We start from the raw sequence: 13328 nt of genomic DNA on the forward strand, positions 1-13328 counted from the left end.
ACCGGATCCGCCACACCGCGCGGGCCGGATCCGCCAGATTGATCGAAACCAGATACGCGCCCTAGGGCTGAGGGTGACGTGCTTGAGGGCTCGCCAGCGTTCCTTCAGTTCCGCCGCGGTCCGCTCGCCGCGCGCCCTCAGGTGTCTGATCAGCGCATTCGTGGCGCGGGTTCCTCGGTCCAGGGCGGTCTCGGAGCGGCCTTTGGGGCGGCGTACGGGCACGTGAATGCCGATGCCGGCGCCGATGTAACCCTTGTCGGCAAGCGTGGGAAGCCCGTCGGCGGCGGCCTTGTACAGCGCGGGCAGCACGTGGATACGGGCCGCGGTGATGTCCGGGGTGGAACCCGGCTCGACATCGGAGACCCACAACGGGGTGCCGTCCGGCGCTGCCAGGAACTGAATGTTGCCGCCGAAGCTCTTGTGCTTCTGGGAGAACCACAGGTCGTTGCCGTCCTCCCGGACCCCGGCCAGCCGGTCGCAGGAGATCAGCGTGCCGTCCAGCACCACGTGTGTCATCCCCTCGGCGCGGCAGAGGTCCAACACCTCGTGCAGATCAGGCGCTTGGGCGGCCAGCACGCCGATGCCCTCATGGAGGTAGCGGTAGCCAGTGGCCTGCGAGATCCCGGCGTCCCGGGCCAGGCAGTGCACGCAGCCGTGTTCTCGGAACCAGGCAGCACCAGTACCGCCTGACGGAACGGTCCCAGGGCGCGAGAGCCCTTCGGCGTGCCGATCCCGCGGCGGTGGGCGGCCAGCAACCGGACCAGGAATTCCACGACGTGGCGTGGGACGTCGAGCGCGGCAGCATAAGTGACCAACGTGAAGCCCCTGGTTCGAGCGGACATGATCTTGGCAGACCAGTCCTACCAGGGGTTTCACGCCTGCCCGGCCTCGTGGCCCACCCGAAGGTCACTTTCGCTGGCGAAGCCTCAGGGTAAGAGCCACGCCGGGCTCAGCCCCAGCTCTTGCCGGCCGGTTCCTTGATCGTGCGGTTGGTCCGGTTGAAGAAGTTGGTCAGCGCGATCTCCAGGTTGATCGCGCCGATCTGCTCCTCGGTGAAGTGGGCGTTGGCCTCTTCCCAGATCTCGTCGGTGACGCCCGGCGCACCGTCCTGCAGTCGGGTGGCGGCCTCGGCCAGCGCCAGTGCCGCGCGCTCTGCATCTGAGTAGAACGGCGCCTCGCGCCACGCCGCTACGTTGTGCAGCCGCTCGTCGGTGTCACCGGCCTTCTTCCCTCCGGAGACACTGGCGTAGACGCACGCCGAGCAGCTGTTGATCTGGCTGGCGCGCAGGTGGACCAGCGCGAGCAGCTTCGGGTCGACACCCCCGGCGGCGATCGCCTTCTGGAGGTGCTGGATCGCGGTCCACACATCGGGGTTGTTCGTGTTCTTGTTCTTGAGCCGGTTTTCCATGTGGGAGTGCTCTCCTTCATCGGGTTACGTTGCGGCGCCTGTGCGCGTCATCCCTATGACGGAGCAGCTTCCACGGAGGTAACAACATGGCCGGCACCCATCCCGCGGACCCGATCGTCGATGCCTTCGAGTCCCACCGTGACCGGCTCCGCGCCGTCGCCTACCGCATGCTCGGATCACATGCCGATGCGGAAGACGTGGTCCAAGAGGCGTGGCTGCGTCTCTCCCGCCAGGACACCGACACCATCGACAACCTCGGCGGCTGGCTGACCACCGTGGTCGGCCGCATCAGCCTCGATGTCCTGCGGTCGGGCCGGACGCGCCCAGAAGTCTCCTTCGACGACCAGCTACCCGAATTCACCGTGACGCTCGACGACGCTCCCGCTCCGGAAGACCTCGCGGCAATCGGGGACTCCGTCGGCCTCGCGCTCCTCACGGTCCTCGACTCGCTGCGCCCTGACGAACGACTGGCGTTCGTGCTGCACGACGTGTTCGCCGTGCCCTTCGCGGAGATCGGCACCATTCTCGGCAAATCCGCCGACGCGACCAAAATGCTCGCCAGCCGCGCCCGCAGGAAGATACAAGCCGCCCAGCAGCCGGCAAGCGCCGGACGAGAACAACGCGAGGTTGTCCAAGCCTTCCTGGCCGCAGCCCGCGATGGCCGGTTCGAGCAGCTGCTGCAGGTTCTCCACCCCGAAGTGAAGTTCACCGTCCACACCCCGAACGGCACGTTCGTCACGCTCGGCGCCACCGAAGTCGCCACCCGCGCGCGAGTGGCCGGCAGCGCGGCACGAGGACATGCGGCAACCGTCAACGGCCGCCCCGGCGTCATCTCCTGGAGCGAGGACGGCACCCCGCTTTCCCTCCTGACCTTCACTGTCGCCAACGGCCACATCACCGAGATCACCGCTGTGGTCGACCCGGCCAAACTCGCGCTCATGGACCTGCCGGACCCGATGTGACTCCCCACCAGCGAAGGCCGCGCATGCTCGAAGTGGTCCACGCCGGATCCCGCAGAGACGTTGAACTTAAGTCTCTGAGAAAACCTCAGTGCACGCGTTCACCGCACGCCGCCGGAAACAGGACGGTGCCGGGCGACAGTTCGCCTGGACGCCGTCCCCTCACCCGCAGGCACGCTTCAACAGAGCCCTCCACGGGCGGGTACTCGAGGGCAACCTCGTCCAGCACGGCGATCTCACCGACGAGGTGCAGTTCCGCCGCGTGCACGCCGTCCGGGAAACAGCCGACCAGGGCCCCGAAGGCTGCCGTGTCAGTGCCGTCGGCGACGCACTCTCGGATCCCGAAACGCCAGTGCTCGGCCGCATCGGCAAGCAGCGCCCTGCCCCGCTTGCCCAGTCCGGCGAGGAGAGCTGTGCGGGCTCGCAGCTGGTGGGCGATGGCGCAGCAGATCGGGACTGCCGTGCCGTAGAACGTCGTCACCCGCGTGTACTCGGCGTGGGGATAGGACGACAGGGCTTCATCGACCAGCCCCAACACGGTGTCCCGCGCCGCCGGGTGACCCTGCTGAGCGATGTCCAAAAGCAGAGGGGTCGCGACCGCAGCCGCCGGAAACACCGCGGCACTGTGGCCATGCCCTATTCCGCCGCCGAGCAGCGAGCCGGCTTCCGCCGCCTCCACCAGGTTCGCCGCATCGGCCAGCGCGCGCAGACCGCGGGCGGCACGAGCCGGTTCATACCAGTCGGGATGGCCCGGTATGGCACCCCAGTCCACCGCGTCGATCGCATCCAACACGACAGCATCCTCGCACCTGGCTGCTGCACCACTGCCCCAGGGCCCGACGATGCCTTGTGAATCATTCCGTTAGGAGTTCTTGGTCATTTGCACCAGAAAAGGTGGTGCGTCACGCCGCTCGGGCTGGGCACGACCTCCATGTGGAACCGGTCCAACAGCTGTTCGGGCGAGTCCCAGAGGCGTAGCCCGGACCCGAGCTTCACCGGTGAGACGGCCACATGCATGGTGTCGACGAGGTCGGCGTCGAGGAACTCCCGGATGGTGGTCACGCCGCCGCCGAGCCGGACGTCCTTGCCCTGCGCGGCCTCCCGCGCCTGCGCGAGAACGGTGGCGGGGTCGCCGTCCACGAAATGGAACGTGGTGTCGGAGAGCGTGAACGATGGACGCTTGTGGTGGGTCAGGACGAACACCGGCGTGTGGAAGGGCGGCTCGTCACCCCACCAGCCGCGCCACTCGTGGTCGCGCCACGGGCCGCGCTGGGGTCCGAACTTGTTGCGGCCCATGATCTCGGCGCCGATGTTGTGGCTGAAGTCCCGGGTGAAGTAGTCATCGAGGCCCCGGCTTCCCCCGGGCTCGGTGCGCCTGGGCCAGCTCGCCGTGGCGCCAGCCCAGGCGAAGAGCCTTCCCGGATCGATGTTGTGGCCGAAAGGCCGCTCCAGGCTCTGGTCCTCGCCGGCGGCGACGCCGTCGCTCGAGATGGTGAAGTTCTGCACTCGCAGCAGCTGATCCACGTGTTCCCTCATCAGGTCCTGTCGCCTCCTCGTATGGCGATGCGTCCTACATCAGGATGTCGAACGGGATGTGGCTGGATCGACAGCGGCGCCTAAGTTCTTCCAAAGCGTGCCCCGCGCGACCGTTCACCTGCGTCGCTCGGCGGCACCCCGGTGCCCACTGGTGCGGTGCCGAGTCGCCAAGAGGCGCGGGGACGGCATTGCCTGCGCGGGGGCAGCGCATCAGGCTGCGACTTGAAGCGGGTGTCCGCCCCAGCGGATACCTTTCTCGCTGCGGACGCGGGCGCGTTCCTTGCGTTGCACGGCGAGTACGTCGGGGTGGCGGGCGTGGGCGTTGCGCCACCGCAGGTAGCGATGCAGGGTTTGGGTCTGTGCCGGGTGGCCGCAGTGATGGTAGTTGGCCAGGGTGAACTGCCGCAGCGGGCCGAAGTGTGCCTCGATCGGGTTGGCCCAGGAGGCGTAGGTCGGAGTGAAGCACAGTTGGACTTTGTTCTCCTTCGCCCAGCGGCGAATCGTCGCGCCGATGCGGGCGGAGAGGTTATCCAAAATGCTGTAGACCGGGGCGCCGTCGGGTCGGACGGCGCTGATCGACTTCAGCGCCGCGTACCGGGCTGGCCGACGTTCCGTGCCGAAAGGCCGGCCCACAGGCGGCTCAGTCCTTCTTCCCTGTCGCCCCGGCGATCAGCTCCACTGGTAGGCGGTGATGTCCGAGTCCGATGTATCGGGCTCGAAGGTGAAGGATCCTGGTGTGCCAGGGTCACCGAGCCAGGGCAGTCATTGGTCTTTCCGCCTTGGAGGCACCACGCGGACGACTACCGACGGGGGCGGGCAGCGAGCCCCTTTCCTCGTATTCGGCCCGGCTACGCTGGACTTCATGATTCGTGCGGTGGTTTTCGACGTGGGTGAATGCCTGGTGGACGAGACGCGGGAATACAGCACTTGGGCGGACTGGCTCGGTGTACCCCGCCACACCTTCCATGCCGTGTTCGGTGCCGTCATCTCGCAGGGACGGGACTACCGCGAGACGTTCCAGGAGTTCCGGCCCGGGTTCGACCTGTACGAGGAGCGGGAGCGGCGGGCGGCTGCAGGGCAATCCGAGACGTTCGGTGAGGAGGATCTGTACGACGATGTCCGGCCGACACTGGCCCGGCTGCGGACGGATGGATTGTGGCTCGGTATCGCGGGCAACCAGACGATCCGCGCCGGGAAGATCCTGCGTGAACTTTTCACCGACGACGTCGACCTGATCGGCACCAGCGATGACTGGGGCGCGAGCAAGCCGGACCCGGAGTTCTTCGAGCGGGTCGCGGATGTCACGCCCTTCGCCCACGACGAGATCCTTTACGTCGGCGACCGCGTCGACAACGACCTGCGTCCAGCCGTGACCGCCGGGATGCCTACCGCGCTCGTGCGCCGCGGCCCGTGGGCGACCATTCAGTGGCGGAGCGAGGAAGCGAGGGAACTTCCCACGTTCCGGATCGAAAGCCTTGGCGAACTGCCCACCCTGATCAGGGACTTCAACGGGCGAGAGCACTGACGGTCATCGGCCAGCTGTAGAGACGGTCGTCCAGTTCCCGTACGCACCGCTCGTGCTGGTGCGGCGCGAGAGCGCGCCGCACATCGCGGACCCGGTCCATTCCCGTCGCATACCAGGTCCGTGACAGCTGATCGAGCGCCCGTAGCGCGTACGCGCACGCTTCCTGGGGCCGGTTGGCCGCGGCTTCCACGGCGGCCAGGTCGCCGAGTACGACGGTGGTCTGCTTCTCCTCGCCGGAGTCGAGTGTGTCGAGGACATCGAGGAGTGTCTCCCGAGCCTGCGGCAGGTGACCGGCCTTCAGCTGTGTGTTGCCCTTGAACGCGGCCAGCCGTACCGGCGAGAACCAGTCGAGCCACTCAGGAGACCGGTGCTCGCCGCCCCTGGCAAGGACATCCTCTGCATGCCCGATCAGGTGCAGCGCGGTCCGTGCGTCTCCGCACCGCGTCTCGCACTCGGCTTCCACAGCGTCGAGCCAGGCCAGCAGTTCCGCTGATGCCGGACCTCGTCGGGCATGGGCACGCGCCGCGATCAGCCGCTCCACGGCCGCCTCGCGGTCGCCCGCCCATCCGGGGATGAACGCGCTGTGGGCGAGCACAGCCGCGCCGAGCAGTGGATCGTCCGCCTCCCCTGCCGCTTGCAGGGCTCTCAGTAGCGTCCGCTGCGCTTTCTCCGGCTCGCGGAGATCGAAGAACTCGACACGCCCGACGAGCAGCCACGTCTCAGCCAGTGCGGCGGCGACCGTCCGCCGCGTCTGCCCGATCGTCTCCGGTAGGAGTGCGCACCCCAGCGTGGCGTGTGCCAGCGCGGCGGGGTGGAGGACGGCCGGTGCGACGGACCAGTACAGGTGGCGGTGCGCGCGGGTCACCGTCAGGAAGTCCTGCCCGACAGAGGCAGGTTGCAGAGCGACTGTCTGCGTGGGCACGGCGGCGAGCCCGGCTGCCGGCGCCGTAGCAGTAGCCGTCACCATGGCTCGCCGCCCCCGGTCCGCCACGGCACTGTCAGGAGGTATGAAGCCGAGTGATTCCAGGTCCTGCCCGAGGAGAGCTTCGAGGGTCTGAGCTTGTGCGGGCTGCGGCCAGGGGGGATTCTCCGATTCCCAACGCCGAACCTGTCGTACGCCTACGCCGAGGGCGTCTGCGAGCGCCTGTTGTGAGGCATATCCAGCGGCCACGCGGGCCGACTTCAGGCGGATGTTTCCTGCGGTCCTGGGCACGGTTGCACCTCCTGCGCGAGTGCCTCGAATTGTTCCATGGAAGACCCTCCCAATAGCGATCTTCACTCGAAGGAGGCATGGAAAGCCCTGTAATGCGCAATAAAAAGTCCTTCAGAAGCCCTCGATGCAAGGACTTTTGATCGTCACGCTTGAGGCAGTACCCAGCGAAGCGCCCCCGACGGGCGCGCAAGGAATCCGAAGCCTCAGGTGACCGCCGCCGATGCGGGTGCCAGGAAGCGACCGACCTGATCGGAGCAGACCGACACATGTCCCTTGTCTCACAGGCCCTCGCGTGGCTGAGAACCCTCCTGCTTGCCCCGCACGAAGGCAGGACTCCGACTCCTGCCACGGCTCCGGACAACAGCCGAGCACTGCCGGTGGGTTACCCCTCGCCGGGCTCTTGGGCGCGGGCGCTGCGGCAGGCACGGCAGCGCAGGGCCCCTCACCTGTGGCCGCCCGCCGAACCGGTCGCGCACACGGATGCCACGGACACCGGCGGCCCGGTACGTGCCTATGTGCTGTTGATCGAGGAACGCCACCATGCCCTCCTCTCCGCTCACGAGCGGCACCAGGAAGCACCACGCCCGCAGCGCGCCCTGCGTGGCGCTCTCCCGCTTGCCGCCCATGAGGTCGACATCGCCCCACGTGCAGTTACGTGCGGAACGAAGGTGAACGCATGACCGCCCTGCGCCTGCTGCCGTGGCCCTCTGCCAACGGCAACCCCTGCTTCCTTTCCACAGACAGCGCGAGCGGCGTCGTGTCGCGCCTGGCCGACGACATGGAAGCCGTTCAACTCACCACAGGCACCGAGGTGCTCGAACTCGGGCGTGGGGTACTGAACGACCCGAAAGCCACAGCCACCGAGCTGCGCTACGCCGGCGTCCGTCTCGCAGAATGCCTGAGCGATGCCCTGCGAGTCGCCGAGTCACGCGGGATGCGCCTGCCCACCGGCGACACCGAAGGTGAAGACGATGACGGGGAAGGCCACGGCGAGGAGGGACTCGAATGAGCCGCACCGTTCTGCGCTACGTCCGCCACACGATCCGGCACGCCCCGGACGCCGAAGTCACCTTCGAAGCGTTCTGCACGACGTCCGACTGCGGCGCGGAGTCCGGCTCCCAGGAAGCCCAGCAGACAGCCCAGGACTGGTGTCTGCGCCACGCAGGCCGCACCGGCCACGACCTCTTCCGCCGCATCGTCACCGACCATGCCCGCGTGACACGCGAAGAGTAGAGCAGTGGACGGTACGCACAACACACCAACGCCGTACGGGTGATCGCCGTTGCCCCGGGCGCGGCGACAAGGCCGCGCTCCGGGGCACCGAGTCCGGCGACCGACGCCGTGTCGCCCGAGGTCACCTCACCGCAACAACACCCCCGCCCCCTCCCCCATCCCCTCCGAAGGCACCACCACCAGCCCCAACTCGGCGGCGGAGGCCAGCAGCCTGTGGGCCGGGAGGATGCGGACCGTGTAGCCGAAGGGGCCCGTGCGGTCCAATGACAGCGGCCCCTCGTACACCCAGCGGCCCTCCTCGTCGGGGCCGTTCGCCGGTTTCAGGGGGACGGCCGACGCGTCCGTGATGCGGTCCTCGGAGTCGACGCGGCCCGAGACCGCCTGGACCTCCACGTCGTCCGGGGCCAGCTCGCCCAGCCCCACCCGTACGCGCAGCACCAGCGACGCCCCCAGTTCCGCCGCCGTGCCGGTGGGGGCGGCGGAGGTCTCCACGTGGTCCACCGTCACCCGGTGCCAGGCGCCCCGCACCCGCGCCTTCCACTCCGCCAACTCCCCTGCCGCATCCGGAGCCAGGGCACGGTGCGCCCTGGCCGCCGGCGCGTACAGGCGCTCCACGTACTCGCGGACCATACGCCCCGCCAGCACCTTCGGGCCCAGATGCGTGAGGGTCTGGCGGACCATCTCGATCCAGCGGTCGGGCAGGCCGCCCTGGCCACGTTCGTAGAAGCGCGGGGCCACCCGCTGTTCCAGCAGGTCGTACAGCGCGGCCGCTTCCACGTCGTCCCGGCGGTCCTCGTCCATCGCCGCCCCGTCGGCCGTCGGGATCGCCCAGCCGAAGTCCGGCTGGAACCACTCGTCCCACCAGCCGTCCAGGACGGACAGGTTCAGACAGCCGTTCAGCGCCGCCTTCATCCCCGACGTTCCGCACGCCTCCAGCGGCCGCAGTGGGTTGTTCAACCAGACGTCGCAGCCCGGATAGAGCTTCTGCGCCATCGCCATGCCGTAGTCGGGGAGGAACACGATCCGGTGGCGTACGCGCGGGTCGTCCGCGAAGCGCACCAGCTCCTGGATCAGGCGTTTGCCGCCGTCGTCCGCCGGGTGTGCCTTGCCCGCGACCACGATCTGGATCGGGCGCTCGGGGTGCAGCAGGAGGTCCATCAGGCGGTCCTGATCGCGCAGCATCAGGGTCAGGCGCTTGTACGACGGGACTCGGCGCGCGAAGCCGATCGTCAGTACGTCCGGGTCCAGTACGCCCTCGATCCAGCCCAGTTCGGCGGTGCCGGCGCCGCGCTGGCGCCAGGAGGCGTACAGGCGTTCCCGAACCTCCGTCACCAGCTGCTCGCGCAAACTCCTCCGCAGGTCCCAGATGTCCTGGTCCGGGATGTCCCCGACCGCGTCCCAGCGGTCCGAGCCGCCGACCGACATCGCGTCCTCGGTCCGTTCGGCGCCGATCTGGCGGGCGCCGAGGCGGACGACCTCGGGGGCCACCCAGGTCGGGGCGTGCACGCCGTTCGTGACCGACGTGATCGGGACCTCGTCCGGGTCGAAGCCCGGCCACAGGCCCGAGAACATCTCCCGGCTGACCTGGCCGTGCAGGAGCGACACGCCGTTCGCCCGTTGTGCCAGCCGCAGCCCCATCACCGCCATGTTGAACACGTTCGGATCGCCGCCCGAGTACGTCTCCATGCCCAGGCCCAGGATGCGTTCGACGTCGATGCGCGGGAGCTCGGCATCGGGGCCGAAGTGCTGGGCCACCAGCTCCCGGTCGAAGCGGTCGATGCCGGCCGGGACGGGCGTGTGCGTGGTGAAGACCGTGCCGGAGCGGACCGCCTCCAGACCGGCGTCGAAGTCGAGCCCCTGGTCGTGGAGTTCGGCGATCCGTTCCAGGCCGAGGAAGCCGGCGTGGCCCTCGTTGGTGTGGAAGACCTCGGGGCCGGGGTGGCCGGTGAGGCGGCAGTACGTGCGTACGGCCCGGACTCCTCCTATGCCGAGCAGCATCTCCTGGAGGAGGCGGTGTTCGCTGCCGCCGCCGTAGAGGCGGTCGGTGACGGCCCGTTCGCCGAAGTCGTTCTCCTCGACGTCGGAGTCGAGCAGGAGCAGCGGTACGCGGCCGACCTGGGCCTGCCAGATACGGGCGTGCAGCCGGCGGCCGCCGGGCAGGGCCAGGTCGACCCGGGCGGCCGATCCGTCGGCCTCCTGGAGCGGCACGAGGGGCAGCTCGTTGGGGTCGAGCACCGGGTAGTGCTCCTGCTGCCAGCCCTCCCGGGACAGGGTCTGCCGGAAGTAGCCGTGCCGGTAGAGCAGGCCGACGCCGAGCAGCGGTACGCCCAGGTCGCTGGCCGCCTTCAGATGGTCGCCGGCGAGGATGCCGAGGCCGCCGGAGTACTGCGGCAGCGCGGCCGTGATGCCGAACTCGGGCGAGAAGTAGGCGATGGCGGCCGGGAGTTCGGCGGTCTGCGCCTGCCCCTGGTACCAGCGGTCCCCGGTGACGTAGTCACGCAGGTCGTCGGCTGCGGCGCTCTGGCGGCGCAGGAAGCGCCGGTCCTCGGCGAGTTCGGCGAGGCGCCGGGGGGAGACGGAACCGAGGAGTCGTACGGGGTCGCCGCCGGAGGAGACCCAGCGCTCGGGGTCGACCGACTGGAAGAGGTCACGGGTCTCCGCGTGCCAGGACCAGCGCAGATTGCGCGCCAGCTCGCTGAGCGGGTGAAGGGCTTCGGGGAGGACGGGTCGGACGGTGAATCTGCGGATGGCCTTCACAGAGGATTCCACCTTCACACCTGGACGTACGGGCCGGGGATGCGCCGAAGCCAGTGGCCGACAGCCGGCGATCACCGGCCGCTGGAGCCGTGCGCCCGTCGTCACCCACGACAACACCCTCGACGGTAGCGGTGCGGCGGCCCGACAACCATGGCACGTACCGCCGGGCACGTACCACTGGCATGTCCTACGGCACTTACTCCTGCTCCTGCTCCTGCGCGTCCTCGGTATGCAATTACGGCGCATCCGTACCCCGACCGCCCCGCCGCGCAGTCCACCCCCACACGTTCAGGCCTGATTTCGCCGCGACCTTCACATGAACGCCACGGGCGATATGGCCGGTTCCGCCCCTCTGTGCGACCTTGTGGCACTTCACACCACACGAGACGCTGCCCAGTGGCGTACCGGCCGACCTCGGCCGAATCCGGCGATTCCGGCGGGCACCCTCGGTCGCCCCCGGCGAACTCCGGTGACGGTACGCCGATTTGAGGAGGGGGTTCTCACACATGCGACACCCGACAGAGGCGAGAAACAGGCGTAAGTTCAGTCTGCGCTGGACGGGGGGCCTGACGGCGGTCATCACGGCCGCGGTGCTTTCGGCCATCAGCCTCCCCGCGCACGCCGCTCCGGAGGGGTACGTCCTCGGAGCCGGTGATCCCGGTTCCGTGAGCGGCAGTTACATCGTGACCCTCAAGGGGGGAACGAAGGCCCCGTCGAAGGCCGGAAAGGACGTAGCGGCGCAGTACGGGGCGAAAATACGCCACACGTACAGCTCGGTCCTGAACGGATATTCCGTGAAGGTCGGCGAGAAACAGGCCAGGCGGCTCGCGGCGGACTCCCGCGTCGCCTCGGTCGTCCAGGACACGATGGTCACGTACGACCACAGCCAGCAGAATCCGCCCTCGTGGGGCCTGGACCGAATAGACCAGCCGAAGCTGCCGCTCGACAAGAGCTATACGTGGCCGGAGTCGGCGGGCAAGGGTACAACCGTGTACGTCATCGACACCGGCATCCGCGTCACGCACAAGGACTTCGGCGGCCGGGCCGGCAACGGCTGGGACTTCGTCCAGAACGACAGGACCGCGCAGGACGGCAACGGCCACGGCACCCATGTCGCGGCGACCGCCGTCGGCACCAAGTACGGCGTCGCCAAGCAGGCCAAGGTGGTCGCCGTACGCGTCCTCGACAACGAAGGGGCGGGTACGACCGCCCAGGTCATCGCCGGGATCGACTGGGTCACCAAGCACGCGAAGAAGCCGGCCGTGGCCAACATGAGCCTCGGCGGCTTCGCCAACGTCCAACTCGACACCGCCGTACGCAACTCCATAGCCTCCGGCGTCACCTATACGGTCGCCGCGGGCAACGACGCGCTCGCCGCGGGCCTCTACTCACCTGCCCGGGTGAAGCAGGCGATCACCGTCGGCGCCACCGACAAGAAGGACGTCCGCGCGGAGTTCTCGAACTGGGGCCCGAGCCTCGACCTGTTCGCGCCCGGCGTCTCCATCACCTCCGCCTCGCACAAGAGCAACACCGGCAAGGCGACCTTCTCCGGTACGTCGATGGCGAGCCCGCACGCCGCCGGGGCCGCCGCGCTCTACCTGGCCGACCATCCAGGGGCCTCACCGGCCCAGGTGAGCAAGGCACTTGTGGAGCGAGCGGTTTCGGGCAAGGTCCAGGACAAATATCCGGGCTCACCGAACAAACTCCTCCAAGTCAACAACCCGTAGGGCCCCTGTAACACCACAGGTGAACGGCCCTTTACCCAGAGCGACTACAGTGACCGGTCTCGTCCTCCTCGGACGAGGCCGGTCTTGTGTGTAGACATACGCGTGAGTAGTTAACAAAGTGCCGGAATGCCCACCCGCACTCTGTGGGAAGGCTCCACCGGTACGTCCCGCTGGCCCCACCTCCCCACACCCTCATCCGCCCGCCCACGTTGACGCGGACAGGAGCGGTCATGCCCGCCACGCACCACTCGTCAGCCCCTCCGACGACCAGTACGCCCCCCGCACCGACCCACAGCACCGACGCAATCCCCGCGACCCGGGCGCACACCGACCCGCCCGCGCCGACCGCGCCGCCCCCCGAGACACGTCCTACGGCCACTCCGGCAGACGCTCCGGCGCACGCCCCGTCGCCGCACGCCCCGTCGTATGCCCCAACCCTCGGGCGGATAGCGGTCCTCGACGTCCGGCCGACCGTCCACCACGGCCGCCGGCCGGCGAAGGCCGTCGTGGGCGAGGCCTTCGAGATCTCGGCCGTCGTCTTCCGCGAGGGCCACGACGCGGTCGCCGCGAACGTCGTCCTCAGGGACCCGGAGGGCCGCCAGGGCCCCTGGACCCCGATGCGCGAACTCGCCCCCGGCACCGACCGCTGGGGCGCCACCGTCTCCGCACCGGGCGAGGGCCGCTGGACGTACGCCGTGGAGGCATGGAGCGATCCGGTCACCACCTGGCGGCACCACGCCCAGATCAAGATCCCGGCCGGCATCGACACCGAGCTGGTCCTGGAGGAGGGCGTGCGCCTGTACGAACGGGCCGGCGCCGGAGTCCCTGAAGGCACCCCGCGTGGTGCCCTGTTGGCCGCGGTGGAGCGGTTGCGTGACGACACCCTCCCTGCGGCCGCCCGGCTGGCGGCGGCGTTGACGCCGGAGGTGGATGAGGTCCTGGCCCGCCATCCGCTGCGGGAGCTGGTCAC

Annotated in this window: 12 protein-coding genes and 1 pseudogene; 6 read left to right on the forward strand and 7 right to left on the reverse strand. The window is 69.0% G+C overall.

All coding sequences use genetic code 11. The features are described from left to right. Together F3T56_RS44250 and F3T56_RS44255 are read right to left on the reverse strand one after the other, a co-directional pair. A partial coding sequence (locus tag F3T56_RS44250) for a transposase family protein (RefSeq protein WP_172639469.1) occupies nucleotides 1-648 on the reverse strand: 648 nt, incomplete at its 3' end. A 301-nt stretch (nucleotides 649-949) separates the two neighbouring features. Next, nucleotides 950-1408 (reverse strand): carboxymuconolactone decarboxylase family protein, encoded by a 459-nt coding sequence (locus tag F3T56_RS44255; protein WP_149831119.1) that lies wholly within the window; start codon nucleotides 1406-1408, stop codon nucleotides 950-952. Nucleotides 1409-1494: 86 nt separating this feature from the next. Here F3T56_RS44255 and F3T56_RS44260 point away from each other — a divergent pair, with 86 nt between their 5' ends. Next, entirely contained in the window at nucleotides 1495-2370 is an 876-nt protein-coding gene (locus tag F3T56_RS44260; protein ID WP_149831120.1) for a sigma-70 family RNA polymerase sigma factor, read from the forward strand. 85 nt (nucleotides 2371-2455) lie between these two features. Here F3T56_RS44260 and F3T56_RS44265 read toward each other — a convergent pair whose 3' ends face one another. From F3T56_RS44265 to F3T56_RS44275, 3 genes and pseudogenes are all read right to left on the reverse strand, one after another. After that, the gene (locus F3T56_RS44265; protein WP_246204773.1) at nucleotides 2456-3160 is read right to left on the reverse strand and encodes a hypothetical protein; all 705 of its coding nucleotides are present in this window, start codon (nucleotides 3158-3160) and stop codon (nucleotides 2456-2458) included. A gap of 83 nt (nucleotides 3161-3243) precedes the next feature. Continuing rightward, nucleotides 3244-3891: a dihydrofolate reductase family protein gene (locus F3T56_RS44270; protein WP_149831128.1), complete on the reverse strand. Its 648-nt coding sequence runs from the start codon at nucleotides 3889-3891 to the stop codon at nucleotides 3244-3246. Between the two features lie 222 nt (nucleotides 3892-4113). Then, nucleotides 4114-4494 (reverse strand): annotated as a pseudogene (locus F3T56_RS44275) (transposase); the annotation flags it as partial. Nucleotides 4495-4765: 271 nt separating this feature from the next. Here F3T56_RS44275 and F3T56_RS44280 point away from each other — a divergent pair. Beyond that, nucleotides 4766-5428 carry an HAD family hydrolase gene (locus tag F3T56_RS44280; RefSeq protein ID WP_149831122.1) on the forward strand — a complete coding sequence of 221 codons (663 nt, stop codon included), beginning with the start codon at nucleotides 4766-4768 and terminating at the stop codon, nucleotides 5426-5428. Here F3T56_RS44280 and F3T56_RS44285 read toward each other — a convergent pair. Then, a complete protein-coding gene (locus F3T56_RS44285) occupies nucleotides 5409-6641 on the reverse strand; it encodes a helix-turn-helix transcriptional regulator (RefSeq protein WP_149831123.1) in 1233 nt (410 codons plus the stop codon). The genes F3T56_RS44280 and F3T56_RS44285 overlap by 20 nt on opposite strands. Before the next feature lie 676 nt (nucleotides 6642-7317). Between F3T56_RS44285 and F3T56_RS44290 the strand changes: the two genes are divergently transcribed. Both F3T56_RS44290 and F3T56_RS44295 read left to right on the forward strand, forming a co-directional pair. Then, nucleotides 7318-7650 (forward strand): hypothetical protein, encoded by a 333-nt coding sequence (locus F3T56_RS44290; RefSeq protein ID WP_149831124.1) that lies wholly within the window; start codon nucleotides 7318-7320, stop codon nucleotides 7648-7650. Further along, the gene (locus F3T56_RS44295; protein WP_149831125.1) at nucleotides 7647-7874 is read left to right on the forward strand and encodes a DUF7848 domain-containing protein; all 228 of its coding nucleotides are present in this window, start codon (nucleotides 7647-7649) and stop codon (nucleotides 7872-7874) included. The genes F3T56_RS44290 and F3T56_RS44295 overlap by 4 nt, the downstream gene beginning before the upstream one ends. A gap of 126 nt (nucleotides 7875-8000) precedes the next feature. Here F3T56_RS44295 and F3T56_RS44300 read toward each other — a convergent pair whose 3' ends face one another. Further along, nucleotides 8001-10631 (reverse strand): glycosyltransferase family 1 protein, encoded by a 2631-nt coding sequence (locus F3T56_RS44300; RefSeq protein WP_149831129.1) that lies wholly within the window; start codon nucleotides 10629-10631, stop codon nucleotides 8001-8003. Between the two features lie 506 nt (nucleotides 10632-11137). Between F3T56_RS44300 and F3T56_RS44305 the strand changes: the two genes are divergently transcribed. Together F3T56_RS44305 and F3T56_RS44310 are read left to right on the forward strand one after the other, a co-directional pair. Next, nucleotides 11138-12358, forward strand: coding sequence for a S8 family peptidase (locus F3T56_RS44305; RefSeq protein ID WP_149831126.1), 1221 nt, complete (start codon nucleotides 11138-11140; stop codon nucleotides 12356-12358). 230 nt (nucleotides 12359-12588) lie between these two features. After that, nucleotides 12589-13328 (forward strand): maltotransferase domain-containing protein (locus F3T56_RS44310; protein ID WP_149831127.1); only part of this gene is annotated, 740 nt, incomplete at its 3' end.

This window comes from Streptomyces tailanensis (assembly GCF_008386495.1).
Taxonomy (GTDB): Bacteria; Actinomycetota; Actinomycetes; order Streptomycetales; family Streptomycetaceae; genus Streptomyces; species Streptomyces tailanensis.